Annotated in this window: 14 protein-coding genes and 1 pseudogene; 9 read left to right on the top strand and 6 right to left on the bottom strand. The window is 48.6% G+C overall.

What is annotated here, in order from left to right; translation table 11 throughout:
- Window positions 1–102 precede the first annotated feature (102 nt).
- Genes AYY17_RS13310 through AYY17_RS13300 form a run of 3 tightly spaced genes read left to right on the top strand, consistent with a single transcriptional unit; the run spans window position 103 to window position 2,605 of the window.
- Window positions 103–945, top strand: coding sequence for a histidine biosynthesis protein (locus AYY17_RS13310; protein ID WP_067403974.1), 843 nt, complete (start codon window positions 103–105; stop codon window positions 943–945).
- 42 nt (window positions 946–987) lie between these two features.
- A complete protein-coding gene (locus AYY17_RS13305) occupies window positions 988–1,806 on the top strand; it encodes a Cof-type HAD-IIB family hydrolase (protein WP_067424355.1) in 819 nt (272 codons plus the stop codon).
- The gene (locus AYY17_RS13300; RefSeq protein WP_235845383.1) at window positions 1,718–2,605 is read left to right on the top strand and encodes a DeoR/GlpR family DNA-binding transcription regulator; all 888 of its coding nucleotides are present in this window, start codon (window positions 1,718–1,720) and stop codon (window positions 2,603–2,605) included. The genes AYY17_RS13305 and AYY17_RS13300 overlap by 89 nt, the downstream gene beginning before the upstream one ends.
- 12 nt (window positions 2,606–2,617) lie before the next feature.
- Here AYY17_RS13300 and AYY17_RS13295 read toward each other — a convergent pair whose 3' ends face one another.
- Window positions 2,618–3,295 (bottom strand): DUF421 domain-containing protein, encoded by a 678-nt coding sequence (locus AYY17_RS13295; protein ID WP_067424351.1) that lies wholly within the window; start codon window positions 3,293–3,295, stop codon window positions 2,618–2,620.
- 269 nt (window positions 3,296–3,564) lie between these two features.
- On the opposite strand from AYY17_RS13295, the gene AYY17_RS13290 reads away from it, so the two are divergent.
- Window positions 3,565–4,047, top strand: a complete 483-nt coding sequence (locus AYY17_RS13290) for a hypothetical protein (protein ID WP_067424348.1) — start codon at window positions 3,565–3,567, stop codon at window positions 4,045–4,047.
- 407 nt (window positions 4,048–4,454) lie between these two features.
- Window positions 4,455–6,455 carry a BCCT family transporter gene (locus AYY17_RS13280; protein ID WP_067424344.1) on the top strand — a complete coding sequence of 667 codons (2,001 nt, stop codon included), beginning with the start codon at window positions 4,455–4,457 and terminating at the stop codon, window positions 6,453–6,455.
- Window positions 6,456–6,502: 47 nt separating this feature from the next.
- Here AYY17_RS13280 and hpaR read toward each other — a convergent pair whose 3' ends face one another.
- Window positions 6,503–6,937 (bottom strand): homoprotocatechuate degradation operon regulator HpaR, encoded by a 435-nt coding sequence (hpaR, locus tag AYY17_RS13275; protein ID WP_067424342.1) that lies wholly within the window; start codon window positions 6,935–6,937, stop codon window positions 6,503–6,505.
- Between the two features lie 240 nt (window positions 6,938–7,177).
- Here hpaR and AYY17_RS13270 point away from each other — a divergent pair, with 240 nt between their 5' ends.
- From AYY17_RS13270 to ggt, 4 genes and pseudogenes are all read left to right on the top strand, one after another.
- Window positions 7,178–8,650, top strand: a complete 1,473-nt coding sequence (locus AYY17_RS13270; protein ID WP_067424340.1) for an NAD-dependent succinate-semialdehyde dehydrogenase — start codon at window positions 7,178–7,180, stop codon at window positions 8,648–8,650.
- A 148-nt stretch (window positions 8,651–8,798) separates the two neighbouring features.
- Window positions 8,799–9,323, top strand: a complete 525-nt coding sequence (gene hpaC, locus AYY17_RS13265) for a 4-hydroxyphenylacetate 3-monooxygenase, reductase component (RefSeq protein ID WP_067424338.1) — start codon at window positions 8,799–8,801, stop codon at window positions 9,321–9,323.
- Between the two features lie 405 nt (window positions 9,324–9,728).
- Entirely contained in the window at window positions 9,729–11,210 is a 1,482-nt protein-coding gene (gene dtpB / locus AYY17_RS13260; RefSeq protein WP_067424336.1) for a dipeptide/tripeptide permease DtpB, read from the top strand.
- A gap of 195 nt (window positions 11,211–11,405) precedes the next feature.
- Window positions 11,406–13,177 (top strand): annotated as a pseudogene (ggt, locus tag AYY17_RS13255) (gamma-glutamyltransferase).
- A gap of 83 nt (window positions 13,178–13,260) precedes the next feature.
- Here ggt and AYY17_RS13250 read toward each other — a convergent pair.
- The 4 genes from AYY17_RS13250 to AYY17_RS13235 form a co-directional block, all read right to left on the bottom strand.
- Window positions 13,261–13,836, bottom strand: a complete 576-nt coding sequence (locus tag AYY17_RS13250) for a TerD family protein (RefSeq protein ID WP_067424335.1) — start codon at window positions 13,834–13,836, stop codon at window positions 13,261–13,263.
- A gap of 130 nt (window positions 13,837–13,966) precedes the next feature.
- The gene (locus AYY17_RS13245) at window positions 13,967–14,545 is read right to left on the bottom strand and encodes a TerD family protein (protein WP_067367685.1); all 579 of its coding nucleotides are present in this window, start codon (window positions 14,543–14,545) and stop codon (window positions 13,967–13,969) included.
- Between the two features lie 43 nt (window positions 14,546–14,588).
- Entirely contained in the window at window positions 14,589–15,623 is a 1,035-nt protein-coding gene (locus tag AYY17_RS13240; protein ID WP_067424333.1) for a TerC/Alx family metal homeostasis membrane protein, read from the bottom strand.
- Window positions 15,624–15,643: 20 nt separating this feature from the next.
- The gene (locus AYY17_RS13235) at window positions 15,644–16,099 is read right to left on the bottom strand and encodes a tellurite resistance TerB family protein (RefSeq protein ID WP_067367691.1); all 456 of its coding nucleotides are present in this window, start codon (window positions 16,097–16,099) and stop codon (window positions 15,644–15,646) included.
- Between the last annotated feature and the right edge of the window lie 11 nt (window positions 16,100–16,110).

Here is a 16,110-nt window from a genome sequence, read left to right as displayed (position 1 = left end):
GTGTGAAAAATATCACACGCCAACACCAGGGCTTTATTAAAACGGCACCTCCGGGTGCCGGTAACTAAAAAAATAATGAAACAAAAAATGTAAGAGGTTTATATGTTTATAGGTGATATGAATAAAAAACGTGAACAGGCAATGGTAAAAGTAAGAAATGCTATTGCGCTGCACAACGGGCAGACACTGCTCAGTACTGGTATCACCGGTGATGACGCGCGACTGGCGAAAGCAGTGTGTGATGCCGGGGTGAAAATGCTTGAACCGAACCATCCGGCACTGGCGCTGGCGCGCGGACATCGTGGTGTTAATAACATGCACGCCGCAGAGCAGATCCGCCATGAGATCTCCACCACGCAGATGGCAGAAGCGGTGAACGGTATTCGCAATGTCATTCCTGATGATGTGTTTATCACTGTCGGGATCGCCGGAGGCTTTACTGAAACTATCCCGGTGCCGGTCACAGAAGACGATATTTTACAGATTGCCCGCGCAGGGGCTGACGGGCTGCACACACATAAATCCACCTTTGAAGACCTGGCGGATATTGTCAATCTGGCGCACCGTTTTGGTCTGACCGTTGATGCCTATATTGGTCATCCGGATGATTTACACACCTTTGGTATCCCGGCTGAAACCCCGGAAGATGTCGCAAGAGTCGCGAAAAAAATGGAAGCCATCGGCGTGGATATGATTGGTCTGATGACCGGTATGAGCTACGAAGGTGTAGGTGCCGGTGAAATCCCGGAACAAATCAAAGCCCGCCTGAAAGCACTTGTTGGTGCGGTGAGTGTGCCGACACTGGCGGAAGGCGGAATTAATGTCGCCAATGCCAAAGCATTTAAAGAAACCGGCGTACATATTTTAGTGGTCGGTACCGCGATTGATAATGTGGTGTGTCAGGCGGCAGCGCAGGTCACTCAATCCTTTATTCATCACAACTGATTGATTATCCAATGCGGGAGCCTGCTCCCGCTGAGGTTTTTTATGACAACACTGGCTATCGATCTCGACGGCACATTACTTCACCCTGATAATTATATCTCTGAGGCAAACCGGCAGGCTTTACTGGCGCTCCCGGCTGAAACCAATATTGTTATCTGTTCTGCCCGCCCGCTTCAGCCTATTCTTTCTCTGCTTGATGATGCAGACCTGCGCACTGCTATCCGGGCTGTCGGAGCATTTAACGGCGCGGTTATTTATGATTGCCACACACACTCGGTACTGAGCAAAACCACACTTTGTCCGGCGGTGTTATCTCAGTTACAGCCTGTCCTGCAATCCATTCCCTGCGGCTGGCATGCCTTTACCACAGATGCCCTGCTCTGTCTGCCCGGCGAACGCGCCGACTATACAACACACGAAGCCGCCCTGTTTGGTTTGCCGATCAACACAGTGACAGCAGATGAATTATTCAGCCGCACTGATATTCTCAAAATTACCTTGTGTGGTGATGCAGAGGAACTGGCTCTGCGGGTACAGACTCTGCGCCCGGAACTGCCGTCAGCACTGCGGTCATTTTTTACCGATCAGCACTATTTTGAGCTGGTACCGTTATCTGTCAGCAAAGGCGCCGTTGTGCATGAACTGACAGCAAAAGGCATTATCCCGCACGCAACGGTAATGGCTGTCGGTGACCAGGAAAACGATCTCTCTTTGTTTGACGCCGCCGATATCCGGGTGGCGATGGGTAATGCCGTTCCCGCGCTGAAGCAACATGCAGACTTTATCACCGGCACCTGCCGGGATGACGGTGTTGCCGCCGCACTCCGCCATTTTATCTCAGCATTCCGCAACGGCGGATAATGCGCTAATATTGTTACTGTTTAAGGGTGCGATGAGAACAGCCATGAATCCGGTTAAAAGAAAGCAATATATTCTCAGTCAGCTGAGTCTGAAGGGGGAAATCAGTGTTCAGGATCTTGCTGATGATCTGAATGTCACCTCGGAAACTATCCGCCGCGACCTCTCTATTCTGGAAAAAGAGGGAGAAATCATTAAAATCCACGGCGGTGCGATGAAGAAAAAAAGTGTCAGCGAAGGCAGCTTTGAACAGCGCCTTGAACTCAACCGTGACGAAAAAATGATCCTCGCGCGTTATGCCGCCGGGCTTATCTCTGAGCACGACACTCTTTATATTGATTCCTGCTCCACGACGCTGCTTTTTTCAGGCCAGCTGCCGGTGGTTGCCTTCACCGTCTTTACCAACTCGGCCCTGATCGCTGACAAAATTGCCTCACAAAATGCGCTGGCGAAAGTCTATGTACTGGGCGGCGAATACAGCCATGAATTCCGCGCCAATCTCGGTGCAAAAACCCTGAATGAAATCGACCATATTTATGCTGATTTTGCCTTTGTCGGCGCAGGCGGGATAAGCGGAGACGGGATCCTGGTTAAAAGTGTGGAAGAAGGTATGATCGCCCAGAAAATGCTGGAAAAAAGTAAGCAGAAAATTATTCTGGCGGACTCCAGCAAATTTGGTCAGCAAGGTATTTTAAAAATCGCGGAAATTGCCGGTATCGATAAAATAATTTGTGATGATAAATGGCAAAAAGCACACGAATTCCGGGATATTTACCCCGAAAAGGTCGTGATCGTGACGTAAGGGGCTAGCCCCTTACGGCTGTAATGGCTCACTGTGATGCCCGGTCATGCGTCCGTCCTTCATGACTACGTTAATGTTGCCGTCATAAAATTCGGCAAGAAACACCTCTTCGGGATTGTCGACGCCAAGCTTTTTCAGCCCGCTCTCCAGCCAGGCTTCATCATATCCAATCTGCTCCAGCTCATTTTTACGCGGCACACCATCCTTCATAATAATAACGGAAGGCATTTGTTTTTTGTCACAAATTACCGTCAATTGACCATCCGGCTCTATCTGCGCATAATAAACGTCACTGAATGAATAAATCCCCTGAGAATGCATCCTTGACGCAGTATTCAGGATATCAATTTTATTTCTTTTTTCATGGATGTTATCCATGAAAAATAACCCGTTTTTTATAATGGGTATCGGGTTGCCTATCGCAACAGAACGAAAGAAATTAATATGCTTGCTAACCCAATTGACCGCACTGATAAAACTAACGCCAATCAGTAATAAAATTATATATTGTGTTAATGGAATGCTGTCACTGTATATCACACCGCCGATAATACCACCAAGTACAAAGTTACCAATAAAATCAACCGGTGTCATTTGTGATAACTGTGTTTTTCCGGAAATATTCATGTGTGTAATCACGATAACAAAACCAATGATAAATTTAACAATAACAAACAGATAATATGTCATAGATTTTCCTTAATCACTGCGCAACCCGATATAATCATAAAACCAATAGCAGCACTTATTTCTATTATATACGGTATAATTTATCAGGATTATTAATTAAATAAGAAAAATCATATACAAGCGGAATTTAGTTTTCTATGCTAACCAATACAATGATATCGTATCATTATATTGGTTAGCAGATACATTGATTTGGTTTTATACTGATATATCACAGATATCGATCTGTCTTGGTTATTTTACTCAACGTTTTCCGAAGAGGGTTAATCATGAAAAAAACATTATTAAGTTCACTGATCCTGGCGGGTGTGTTTATTTTTGCAACCGGCTGCGATGACAGCAGCAAAACCGATCCTGCTGCACAAAAGGCGCAGGAAGGTGCTGCACAGATTAAGGATGCAGCGGAACAGAAAGCAGGCGAACTGAAACAAGACGCCAAAGAGAAAACGGATGCGGTCATCGATGATGCCAAAGAGAAAGCCGCTGATATTCGCAATGAGGCGGATAAAAAAGCCGATGAACTGAAGAAAGAAGCGGACAGTATCCTCAGTGACGCCAAAGACAAAGGTGAAGACGCTAAAAAAGCCGCTGAAGAAAAAGCAGCAGAGCTGAAAAAAGAGGCAGTTGATGCAACAGAGGCCGCAGAGAAAAAAGCGGATGAACTGAAAGCACAAGCCACAGAGAAAAAAGACGAGTTGAAACAAGACCTGTCTGACAAACTTGGTGATGCACAAAAAGCCCTGAACCAGTAATAATCCGTAAAATAAAGACGAGCCGGAAATAAATAATGTTTCCGGCTTTTTTATTGCTTTATATCATCAGCTTCCCTCAATACCGTCACTGTAATTCAGATAAAATTTTTTCATCATCTTCCCTGAAAAAGCCGGATAACTTGCCGCAGAGTGACATTTTTGGCACTATTACCCTCTTTTTTTTATCATTAAGGGGAAATTCATCCAACATATCACGCCCGTTTTATCCGTTTTTATACATTTTCATATCCGTCATTTCTGATATTCCCGCACACCTTTGTGCCGGGGTTTTTAATTTATCGCTACGCTGACGCGTACCGTTTTCAGAAGGAAAGTCCGACGCTTTAGTGCAGTGCATTCCCCATTTTACTGCCGGCGTTATCTGCAACTGATAAAAGGAATAATTCATGAGTCATCAGGACACAGAACAACCTAAAAAAAATATCAAGATTAATCCGCCCGTTTTTTTCACATCCGCGCTTATTATTTTTCTGATCGTCGGCTTTGCCGCGTTATTTCCTCAGGTGGCAGAAACCCATCTGAAAGCACTACAGACAAATCTGTTTAAAAATGCGAGCTGGTTCTATATCCTGGCTGTCGCCCTTATTTTAATGAGTGTCACTTACCTGGGATTATCCCGTTTCGGGGATATTAAACTCGGTCCTGACCATGCCCGGCCGGGATACAGTTATATCTCCTGGTTTGCCATGCTGTTCTCCGCCGGTATGGGGATCGGGCTGATGTTTTTCGGTGTGGCAGAGCCTGTGATGCATTACCTGTCGCCGCCGGTCGGTACACCGGAAACCGTTCAGGCCGCCAAAGAGGCTATGCGCCTGACCTTCTTCCACTGGGGGCTGCACGCCTGGGCGATTTACGCCATCGTGGCACTGATCCTGGCATTCTTCAGTTACCGCCACGGGCTGCCGCTGACACTACGCTCCGCACTTTATCCTATGATTGGTGACCGGATTTACGGCCCGATGGGTCATGCGGTCGATATTTTTGCGGTAGTCGGTACCGTGTTCGGTGTCGCGACGTCACTCGGCTTCGGGGTTTTACAGGTCAATGCCGGGCTGAACCATCTTTTCGGACTGCCTCAGACGCAGACCGTGCAGGTGATCCTGATTATTGTTATTACGGCGCTGGCAACTCTTTCGGTGGTTTCCGGGCTGGATAAAGGGATCCGGATACTCTCCGAGCTTAATTTAGGGCTGGCAGTTCTGCTGCTGGCAATGGTCGGTATTTTAGGCCCGACTGTATTGCTGCTGAAATCCTTTGTGGAAAACACCGGGGGATATCTCTCCGAGATTGTCAGCAATACCTTTAATCTCTTCGCTTATGAACCTAAGTCAGATGGTTGGCTGGGCGGCTGGACCCTTCTCTACTGGGGCTGGTGGTTGTCCTGGTCACCGTTTGTCGGCATGTTTATTGCCCGAATCTCCCGCGGGCGCACCATCCGCGAATTTGTCACCGGGGTATTATTTGTACCGGCCGGTTTTACCCTGCTGTGGATGACATTCTTTGGCAATACCGCGATTGATCTGATTAAAAACCAGGGCGCCACTAAACTTGCCACTGTGGTGAAAGAGGATGTTTCTCTGGCACTGTTCCAGTTTCTGGAGTATTTCCCGTTCTCTACCGTGCTCTCTTTCTTTGCCATGCTGATGGTGATCGTTTTCTTTGTCACCTCGGCGGATTCCGGCGCTATGGTTGTTGATACCCTCGCATCCGGTGGCGATTCAAATACCCCTGTCTGGCAGCGGATTTTCTGGGCCGGACTGATGGGTGTGGTCGCGATTACCCTGCTGCTGGCGGGCGGATTATCAGCCCTGCAGACAGTGACGATTGCCAGCGCCCTGCCGTTTGCCGCTATTTTGTTAATCTCCATTTACGGGCTTATCAAAGCACTGCGGATAGATGTTCATAAGCGTGACAGCCAGCAGTTAGCGACCATTGCACCAACCGCAAGCCGGACACCGATCCCGTGGCAGCGCCGTTTGCGTAATATCGGCTATTTCCCGAAACGTTCGCTCGTCAAACGCTTTATCGATGAAGTGGTGTCAGAATCCATGTCATCCGTTGCCGCAGAACTGGATAAACAGGGAACACCAAGCCACATTGATAACAGCCACGATAACCGGCTGACCTTTGAAGTGGATCTGGGCGATGATATGAACTTCCTCTATGAGGCTCGTCTGCGTTATTACAATCAGCCCTCTTTTGCCTTATCCGGTCTGAGTGATGAAGAAAAAGATGACGAGCACCGTTACTACCGTGCCGAAATTCATCTCAAAGAAGGCGGGCAGGATTACGATATTATGGGGTGGAACAAGGAGCAGATTATTCACGATATCCTTGACCAATATGAAAAGCATATCCATTTCCTGCACTTAATCGGCAAGAAATAAACAAAACTGACGCGCCGCGGCTCTCAAAGGGCCGCGGCGCAGGTATTTTACGGCTGTCCGTTTTCATTGCGCTGCGGCAATGCAATCAGATCGTCCAGCAATGCATAAAGCTGCTGTACTTTTTCCGGCGTAAACTGCTGCTCCAGTGCCTGATAGCCGATTTCCACCTCTGCCTGCACCCGGTGATAGAGTGCAATTCCCTCTTCCGTCAGGGAAAGATAGAGTTTGCGCTGATCACTGAGCGGTTTCATCCGGTGAATAATACCGGCCTTTTCCATCCGCGTCAGAATACCGGTCAGACTCGGGCGTAAAATACAGCTTTTCTGCGCCAGTATATGAAAATCCAGAGACGGCGTTTTTGCCAGTATGCGGATAATCCGCCACTGCTGCTCCGTCAGCTGATGGGCTTTCAGTGTCGGGCGGAAGTAGCCGAGAGCCACTTCACGTGCCTGCAAAAGGGCGATAAGTAATGATTCATGCATGATAGTAAATGTCTCCGCGATGCATCCACATAATAAACACCGGCGTTATCAAAAAAAAGGCGCAATTTTACCGGGAAACTGCGTAATAGCCTATCCTCTGTTAGAATAAAAAGTATATCGGTCGTAAAGACTCAAAGGATACCCCCTTTTATTAACGCTATATTAACAATAAATCAATGGTCTTCTGCTGATATCCCTGTGCCCTCATCATCTTTTTGAGAAAATGCAACGGAGCTCCCTATGTTCACCTCATCGTTAACCGATCCTTCTTTCCCCCTGCTGCGCAACGCAGGCTATATTAATGGTCAGTGGATTGACGCACAAAATAACGCCACATTTGATGTCACCAACCCTGCCACAGGTGTATCAATTGCCCGGGTCAGTGACCTGGGTGCCGCTGAAACCCGTATGGCTGTTGATGCGGCAGAAAAAGCACTGCCCGGCTGGCGCTGCCTGACCGGTAAAGAACGTGCACGCATTTTACGCAACTGGTTTGATTTAATTATTGAAAACCGGGAAGAACTGGCGCAGATCCTGAGCCTTGAGCAGGGAAAACCCCTGACAGAATCCCGTGGTGAAATCACCTACGGCGCCAGTTTTATCGAATGGTTTGCCGAGGAAGGTAAACGCATTTACGGCGAGACAATACCGGCTACTCAGGCCGGTCAGCGGATAGTCACTATCAGGCAGCCGATAGGTGTGGTCGGGGCTGTCACACCGTGGAATTTTCCCAATGCGATGATCACCCGCAAAGTGGGACCGGCACTGGCGGCAGGCTGTACCATCGTGCTGAAACCGGCGGCAGAAACGCCGCTGTCAGCTCTTGCGCTCGCCGCACTTGGTGAACAGGCCGGTATTCCGGCGGGCGTGTTTAATATTGTCACAGGCCTTGATGCCGCAGCTATCGGCGGCGAACTGACAGCAAACCCGGTGGTGCGAAAAATTTCGTTTACCGGCTCAACGCGCGTCGGCAAACTGCTGATGGCACAGAGTGCGGAAACCGTTAAAAAACTCTCTCTTGAACTTGGCGGAAATGCACCGTTTATTGTCTTTGATGATGCGGATTTGGATGCTGCGGTTACAGGTGCGATGGCTGCAAAATTTCGTAACAGCGGGCAAACCTGCGTCTGCGCTAACCGGTTCTATGTTCAGGATACGGTTTATGATGCATTTGCCGCAAAATTTGCCGCTGCAGTAAAAACGCTGCATATTGCTCCCGCAACAGATGAAAAGGCGCAACAGGGACCGCTGATTAACGATGCGGCTGTTCGCAAAGTACGTGAGCATATCCTGGATGCGGTCAGCAAGGGTGCTAGTGTGCTGACCGGCGGAAAATCTGCACCACAGGGTGGATTATTTTTTGAACCGACCGTGCTGGCAAATGTAACAGCAGATATGATAGTCACCCGCGAAGAAACATTCGGTCCGCTGGCACCTCTTGTGCGGTTCACTGATGAAGCCGAAGTAATACAGGCGGCGAATAACAGCGAGTTTGGGCTTGCCGCGTATTTTTATTCGCGGGATATCGGGCGTGTGTACCGGGTGGCTGAAGCGCTGGAAGCCGGGATGGTCGGCATCAATGAAGGTATTCTGTCCACTGAGGTCGCTCCGTTCGGGGGAATAAAACAGTCCGGTCTGGGCCGTGAAGGCTCCCGTCACGGTATCGACGACTATCTGGAGATAAAATATCTCTGCTTCGGCGGGATCAACTAAATCCTGATATAACCGGCGCGGCTGCCTGAATATGCAGCCGCATTTTCTGACTCTCCCTTGTTTTTCTGCCCGGCTATCATTAGACTGCGTATCATTCGCAATATAGCAACAATTGTGTCACATTTTATTTTGCTCTTCAGGAGTTGGCATGTCTTTTGATAATTCCCGGTGTCTTCAGTTCCGCGACGCGATGGCGAATCTCTCCGCCGCCGTCAATATTGTCACCACAGACGGCGAAGCCGGACGCGCCGGTCTGACAGCAACCGCTGTCTGTTCCGTCACCGATAACCCACCGACCCTGCTGGTGTGTATCAACCGGAGCAGCGCACTCAGTGAGGTTTTTAAAACCAACGGCCGCCTCTGTGTGAATGTACTCACGCATACCCATCAGGCACTCGCCTGTGATTTCGCCGGAATGACCGGGCTGAGTATGGATGCCCGCTTTTCAGGTGATAACTGGCAATCCGGTCAGCTGGGACAGCCCTGTCTGAATAACTCACTTGCCAGCCTGGAAGGTACGGTGACACAGGTTCAGGAAATCGGCACACATAACGTTTTTATGGTTGAGATTGAAAATGTTGATGTGTGTGACCGGGGACACGGACTGATTTATTTTAAACGCGACTTCCGTGTGATCGAAACCAGCGAAACCCTCTCTTCTGCCGTTGCCTGACCCTCCCTTATCAAGATCCGTATTCGTTAACACTTTTTGTGTTAACGAATCGCTATACAACAGAAAAATGATTGTTACATTCAACCATATTTAATTTCGTAATGTTATCTCCCGCAGAATAATTTACCATCAATCTGGTCAATAACCCGTCAACAAAACCATCTCAATGTAATTATTGATGTCAATCTAATGAATTTTATTTCAATTGTGATATTAATTATTGCAGTAAGTGTGATCTGCCTTTGAGATGCACAGGCCGCAATATATTAGCCTAACGCCTTTGGCAAATACCCTGACAAATACGCAAACACTCAACTTTACACAACAGTTTATCTTTAGCGTTGCCTCCACAATGCCGGAAAAAATTTAGTGTAATGAATAATTATTAATAAGAGGCATTTAACCATGAGTAAACCCGCGCAGGTTGGATTGTTTAACCAACCTAAGCCATTCTTCATGATTTTTATCGTGGAGCTGTGGGAACGCTTCGGCTATTACGGTGTGCAAGGCATCCTGGCCGTCTACTTTGTTCAAAAACTGGGATTCAGTCAGGAACAGGCATTTATCACCTTCGGGGCATTTGCCGCGCTGGTATACGGCCTGATCTCTATCGGGGGTTACGTCGGGGATCATGTCCTCGGTACCAAACGAACCATCATTTTAGGGGCCATCGTGATGGCTGTCGGTTATTTTATGACCGGCCTCTCTATCATGAACCCGGATCTGATTTTCTATGCACTGGGGACAATCGCTGTCGGTAACGGCTTATTTAAAGCCAACCCGGCCAGCCTGCTGTCAAAATGCTACGCGCCGAAAGATCCGCGTCTGGACGGGGCATTTACCCTGTTTTATATGTCGATCAACATCGGTTCCCTGATTTCCCTGTCTCTGGCACCGGTTATCGCTGACAAGTACAGCTATACCGTCACTTATAATATCTGCGGTATCGGCCTGCTGGTCGCCCTGGCAGTCTTCCTGTTCTGCCAGAAGATGGTTAGCAATATCGGTTCTGAGCCGGATCATAAACCAATGAAATTCGGCAGTCTGCTGGTTGTGTTAGCCGGTAGTGTGGCGACCGTTTTCCTGTGTGCATGGTTACTGCATAACGTGGTGGTAGCCAACTATGTGCTGCTCGGCGTAACCGCTGTGGTTATCTTCTTCTTCTTCCGCGAAACCTTCAAACTGAAAGGTATTGAGCGTAACAAGATGTATGTCGCGTTTGTTCTGATGCTGGAAGCGGTTATCTTCTACGTCCTGTATGCACAGATGCCGACCTCACTGAACTTCTTCGCTATCTATAACGTACATCACACCATTATGGGTATTGATGTACACCCGGTCAGCTTCCAGGCACTGAACCCGTTCTGGATCATCGTCCTCAGCCCGGTTCTGGCCTATTTCTACAGTAAAATGGGTGCCCGCGGTAAAGATATCTCTATGCCGGGTAAATTCACCATCGGTATGTTCTGCTGCTCAGCCGGCTTCCTGACCGCTGCCGCATCCGGTATGTGGTTTGCCGATGCCACCGGTATGACATCACCGTGGTTTATCGTGCTGGTTTATTTCTTCCAGGCAGTCGGTGAGCTGATGATCAGTGCGCTGGGTCTGGCCATGATTGCAGCGTTCGTTCCGCAATATCTGATGGGCTTTATCCTCGGGATGTGGTTCCTGACACAAGCGATGGCAACACTGTTAGGTGGTTATGTTGCGACATTTACCGCAGCACCGCAGGGTGTAACGGATCCATTGCAAACCCTGGGTGTCTATACCGATGTATTCGGTAAAATAGGGATCGCCACTTTTGTTGTTGCTCTTATAATGTGGGCAATTGTACCGAAACTGAACAAAATCATGAAAGACGACAGCGTAACCAAAAATCTTGCCTGATAACAGCAGGCGCTGGCGTTGCAGCGCTTGTCTGAGGTAATATTTGCGTTACACATTGTTTACAAAACCCGGTGGATATACCGGGTTTTTTTATTGCCTGGCTTCACATTTCACTAAAAATCATTTTTCAAATAATCATTTTTTGTCTATACGTTAATTAACTAAAAATTAACAAACGTATTATTGGAGATAATAATGATACCCCCACACCAAACCCTGCGAACCTCTTTAATCCTGCTCTCCCTGCTTCTCTCTCCACAACTTTTTGCGGCATCTGAGCCGGCTGTGGAAGCCCGAAACGGGATGGTTGTCTCTTCCCAGCATCTCGCATCTCAGGTCGGAGCTGATATTCTGAAAGCCGGTGGCAATGCCATTGATGCCGCTGTTGCCGTCGGCTATGCACAGGCGGTGGTGAATCCCTGCTGCGGAAATATCGGCGGTGGTGGTTTTATGACGCTTCACACGGCTGACGGAAAAAATATTTTTATTAATTTCCGCGAAACAGCGCCTGCGTCGGCTTCTGCTGATATGTATCTGGATAAAGACGGTAATCTGATTAAAGGTGCCAGCTTATACGGCTACCTTGCCGCCGGTGTGCCGGGAACCGTAAAAGGGCTGGATTATGCCCTGGAAAAATACGGCACAATGAACCGGGAGCAGGTTATGGCACCGGCAATCAAACTGGCGCGTGACGGGTTTATCCTGACCCGCGCGGATACCGATGTGCTGGATACCACCACAGAACGCTTTAAACAGGATGCAGAAGTCGCACGGATTTTCCTGAAACCGGACGGCAGCGCCTTTCAGCCTGGCGATCGGCTGATCCAGACCGATCTCGCCAATACGCTGGAACAGATCGCCAAAAAAGGCCCGCCTGCGTTCTATGAGGGTGATATTCCTCAGCGCGTGGAAAAAGCATCACAGGCAGGCGGCGGTAAACTGACAGCGAAAGATTTCGCTGATTACCGGATAACCGAAGTCGCGCCGGTCACCTGTACCTATCGCGGCTATGAGTTTATTTCCGCACCACCGCCAAGCTCCGGCGGAGTGACTATCTGCCAGACACTTAATATTCTTGAAGGCTATGATTTACAGGCGATGGGCTTTAACTCCGCTGACTATATTCATACGCTGACAGAAGCAATGCGTCATGCCTATATGGATCGCAATACCTTCCTGGGTGACCCGGCGTTTGTGGATAATCCGACCGAAAAATTACTCAGCAAAACCTATGCCGCCGAACTGCGCAAAGAGATAGTCCCGGGCAAAGCAACGCCTTCCGCACAGGTGCAGCCGGGCAGCGGTCCGCATGAAAAACCGGAAACCACGCACTATTCTGTTGTCGATAATAAAGGCAATGCGGTTTCCACAACGTATACTATTAACGGGCGCTTTGGTGCGTGGTGATCCCGCCGGGAACCGGGTTCTTCCTCAATGATGAAATGGATGATTTCACAACAAAGATTGGTGAGAAAAATATGTATGGCCTGGTGCAGGGGGAACGCAACGCTATCGCCCCCGGCAAGCGTCCGCTGTCATCTATGAGCCCGACTATCGTGACAAAAGACGGAAACGTCTTCCTGGTTCTCGGCTCACCGGGTGGATCACGGATTATCTCTATCACCCTGCAGACAGCTCTGAATATTATTGACCACGGCATGTCACCACAGGAAGCGGTAAATGCGCCGCGTATTCATCACCAGTGGCTGCCGGATGAAGTCTATTATGAGCAGCGTGGTGTATCAAAAGATTCGCTGAATCTGCTGGCTAAAATGGGCTACAAAATGGTGGAGCAGACTCCGTGGGGAGCGGCAGAGCTGATTATGGTGGGATTACCGGGGGCCGCCGGTGTCAGTGCAGATTCGTCCGGTAATGACTCCGCTGTCTCCGGCAAAGTCCGTGAAGGGTATCTCTATGGTGCCAATGATGTCCGCCGTCCGGCAGGTGAAGCGACAGGCGTTGAGTAATTCCTGTCCCCGGAAGCCATAAACAATAATGCCCTGTCCGTCACGGACAGGGCATTATTACTGAAAAGATCTGAAAACTACGATCAGATATTCACACCATGCTGTTTGGCTAATGCATCCAGGCCACCGGCAAAGCCCTGACCAACGGCTTTAAATTTCCACTCTGCGCCATGGCGGTATAATTCACCGAAGACCATTGCTGTTTCTGTTGATGCATCTTCAGACAGATCAAAGCGGGCAATCTCAGCACCGTTATCATTATTACAGATACGGATAAAGCTGTTGCTGACCATACCAAAATTCTGTTTACGGCCTTCCGCATCATAAATAGTCACGGAGAAAACCAGTTTTTTCACTTCAGCAGGGACGGTGTTCAGGCTGATTTTAACCTGCTCATCATCGCCATCGCCTTCACCGGTGCGGTTATCGCCCTGGTGTTCTACCGCGCCGCACGGGCTGGTTTTGTTGTTAAAGAAGATGAAATGACCATCGGATAATACTTTTCCGTCTTCGCCCACCATGAATACAGACGCATCGAGGTCGAAATCCTGACCATCAGTTACGCGTGCATCCCAACCTAACCCAACCATTGCCACGCTCATTGTCGGGGCTTCTTTCGTCAGCGATACGTTACCGCCTTTAGTAAGAGAAACTGCCATATTTTAACTCCTGCTACCAATTATATACCCTTATTCATTCAACCTGCAGGTTCGTTGGCTGCATCCTGAATGACGTTGGGTATCAGAAAGGCCGGTTCCCGGCCCGCTGAAAGAAAATAAAAAACGATTATCAGGATGCGTTGATACCGTATTCGGCACACACAGATGCCAGACCACCGGCATATCCCTGACCCACTGCACGGAACTTCCACTCGCTGTTATGACGATACAGTTCACCGAACAGCATAGCCGTTTCTGTTGACGCATCTTCAGTCAGATCATAACGGGCAACTTCGGTATTGGTATCATCATTGACCAGGCGGATAAATGCGCCGGATACCTGACCAAAACTCTGACGGCGCGCCGTCGCATCATGGATAGTGACGACAAAGACGATTTTATCAATCTCCGCCGGGATCATATCCAGTTTGATGATAAGTGATTCATCATCACCATCACCCTGTCCGGTGCGGTTGTCACCGGTGTGTGATACAGAGCCGTCCGTTGAACGCAGATTGTTGTAGAAAATAAAATCTGCATCACCACGCACCTTGCCGGTTGCTGTTAACAGGAAAGCAGAAGCATCAAGGTCAAAATCCTGACCATCCGTGGAACGGACATCCCAGCCTAAGCCGATCAGAACATTTTTCATTGAAGGCGCGGTTTTACTCAGCGACACATTGCCGCCTTTGGAAAGAGAAACGCTCATTTCACTTACTCCTTAGTTAAATCAGTGACGGGAGGCGGATAACTTATTTATCCGCGTTTTCCGTTTTGTCCGGGAAAACCAGGCTGGCGATAATACCGATAGCCAGAACCCCGATAACCACAAGTAAACTGCTGGTTGCTGAAATATGTAATCCATGACCCCACAGACTGTCTGTTGCATTCAGACCCAGTTTCAGCGCGATGAAGAACAGCAACGCAATGACGGCTTTCTCCAGGTGAACCAGATACTGTTTCAGTGCTTCCAGAACAAAATACAGGGTACGTAAACCCAGAATCGCAAACATCATGGCACTGTAAACAATCAGCGGTTCACGGCTGACGGCGATAATCGCCGGTACAGAGTCAAATGCAAACATCACATCGGATAACTCAACGACCGCCACACACAGCATCAGCGGGGTTGCGTACAGTGCCGCTTTCGTACCGCGACCGATAGTAACGTCTTTGTTTTCCGGTTTCGCCAGCTCTGCATCCACTTCTTTTTGTGTCAGAAGGAACGCGTGCCCTGCCAGTTTTGGCCAGATAGGAAACAGCTTTTTCACGGCCCTGTACGCAATGTGCTGAGAATAATCTTCAATCTCATCTTTCTCTTCACGACTGCGCAGCATCATTACTGCAGTCCAGGCAACAATCACCGCAAAAATAACTTCCACATACGGTCCGAGGCTCAGTAAACCGGTACCGATCGCCACGAAAATCCCGCGGAATACGATAGCGCCGATGATCCCCCAGTAGAGTACACGGTGACGGAAACGATCCGGCACGGAGAACCAGGAGAAAATCGCCATCATCACAAACAGGTTGTCGACCGACAGCACTTTCTCAAGCGCGTAACCGGTGACGAACAGGCTTGCCACTTCCGCGCCGTGGTGAATATAAAGAAACCCGGCGAACCCCATTGCAACCGCGACCCAGAAAACAGACCAGATAGCGGCATTTTTCAGCGAAACCGGTTTATCACCGCGATGCATAAACAAATCAATAAAAATCGCACCAATAGCGAGGACAACGAAAACAGTGACCGTTTCCATCGGAAAACCGATATGTGTTGATTCCATAGTTAACCCTTAGGTAAAAATTAAAGACCAAACTCAGCGGGTTCAAAACCCAGAGCGGTCGCTATCTCTCTTACAGCTTTCTGTTCATCCTGGTCAAAATCACCGTCACTCTTCGCAACTGCAATACCGACACGCACTGCTAACTGTGCGGCTTCAGGCTGACTTTTCAAGGCCAGTATGTATTTCATTGTTTCACCTTTACCGATTTCCATGTCGAAATCGAAGCTGGTAACAAGCTTGTTGAAAAATTCAATGACTTCTGCGGTTTCAAATACTTTCAGTTCTTCAGATGATTTCAGAAAACCGATCATTTTCTGTTTTTCTTCTGCGCTGACACCATCACTGGAAACAGCGATACGGGCACAAACAGCAACCGTACCTTCCATAAACTTACGGTTTTTAAAACGACCGACCTGTTTTGTCAGCTCTTCACGACCTGTGTTAAACGCATTTTTTACCCGGTTCAGTATACTCATCACTTCATCCT

The organism is Morganella psychrotolerans, from assembly GCF_001676055.1.
Lineage (GTDB): Bacteria > Pseudomonadota > Gammaproteobacteria > Enterobacterales > Enterobacteriaceae > Morganella > Morganella psychrotolerans_B.
The sequence above is the reverse complement of the archived record's forward strand: the minus strand, read 5'-3'. Positions and strand labels throughout refer to the sequence as shown.

Coding starts and splice junctions, on each gene's coding strand:
- AYY17_RS13310 (WP_067403974.1), top strand. CDS start 103: ATGTTTATAGGTGATATGAATAAAAAACGTGAACAGGCAATGGTAAAA.
- AYY17_RS13305 (WP_067424355.1), top strand. CDS start 988: ATGACAACACTGGCTATCGATCTCGACGGCACATTACTTCACCCTGAT.
- AYY17_RS13300 (WP_235845383.1), top strand. CDS start 1,718: ATGCAGACTTTATCACCGGCACCTGCCGGGATGACGGTGTTGCCGCCG.
- AYY17_RS13295 (WP_067424351.1), bottom strand. CDS start 3,295: ATGACATATTATCTGTTTGTTATTGTTAAATTTATCATTGGTTTTGTT.
- AYY17_RS13290 (WP_067424348.1), top strand. CDS start 3,565: ATGAAAAAAACATTATTAAGTTCACTGATCCTGGCGGGTGTGTTTATT.
- AYY17_RS13280 (WP_067424344.1), top strand. CDS start 4,455: ATGAGTCATCAGGACACAGAACAACCTAAAAAAAATATCAAGATTAAT.
- hpaR (WP_067424342.1), bottom strand. CDS start 6,937: ATGCATGAATCATTACTTATCGCCCTTTTGCAGGCACGTGAAGTGGCT.
- AYY17_RS13270 (WP_067424340.1), top strand. CDS start 7,178: ATGTTCACCTCATCGTTAACCGATCCTTCTTTCCCCCTGCTGCGCAAC.
- hpaC (WP_067424338.1), top strand. CDS start 8,799: ATGTCTTTTGATAATTCCCGGTGTCTTCAGTTCCGCGACGCGATGGCG.
- dtpB (WP_067424336.1), top strand. CDS start 9,729: ATGAGTAAACCCGCGCAGGTTGGATTGTTTAACCAACCTAAGCCATTC.
- AYY17_RS13250 (WP_067424335.1), bottom strand. CDS start 13,836: ATGGCAGTTTCTCTTACTAAAGGCGGTAACGTATCGCTGACGAAAGAA.
- AYY17_RS13245 (WP_067367685.1), bottom strand. CDS start 14,545: ATGAGCGTTTCTCTTTCCAAAGGCGGCAATGTGTCGCTGAGTAAAACC.
- AYY17_RS13240 (WP_067424333.1), bottom strand. CDS start 15,623: ATGGAATCAACACATATCGGTTTTCCGATGGAAACGGTCACTGTTTTC.
- AYY17_RS13235 (WP_067367691.1), bottom strand. CDS start 16,099: ATGAGTATACTGAACCGGGTAAAAAATGCGTTTAACACAGGTCGTGAA.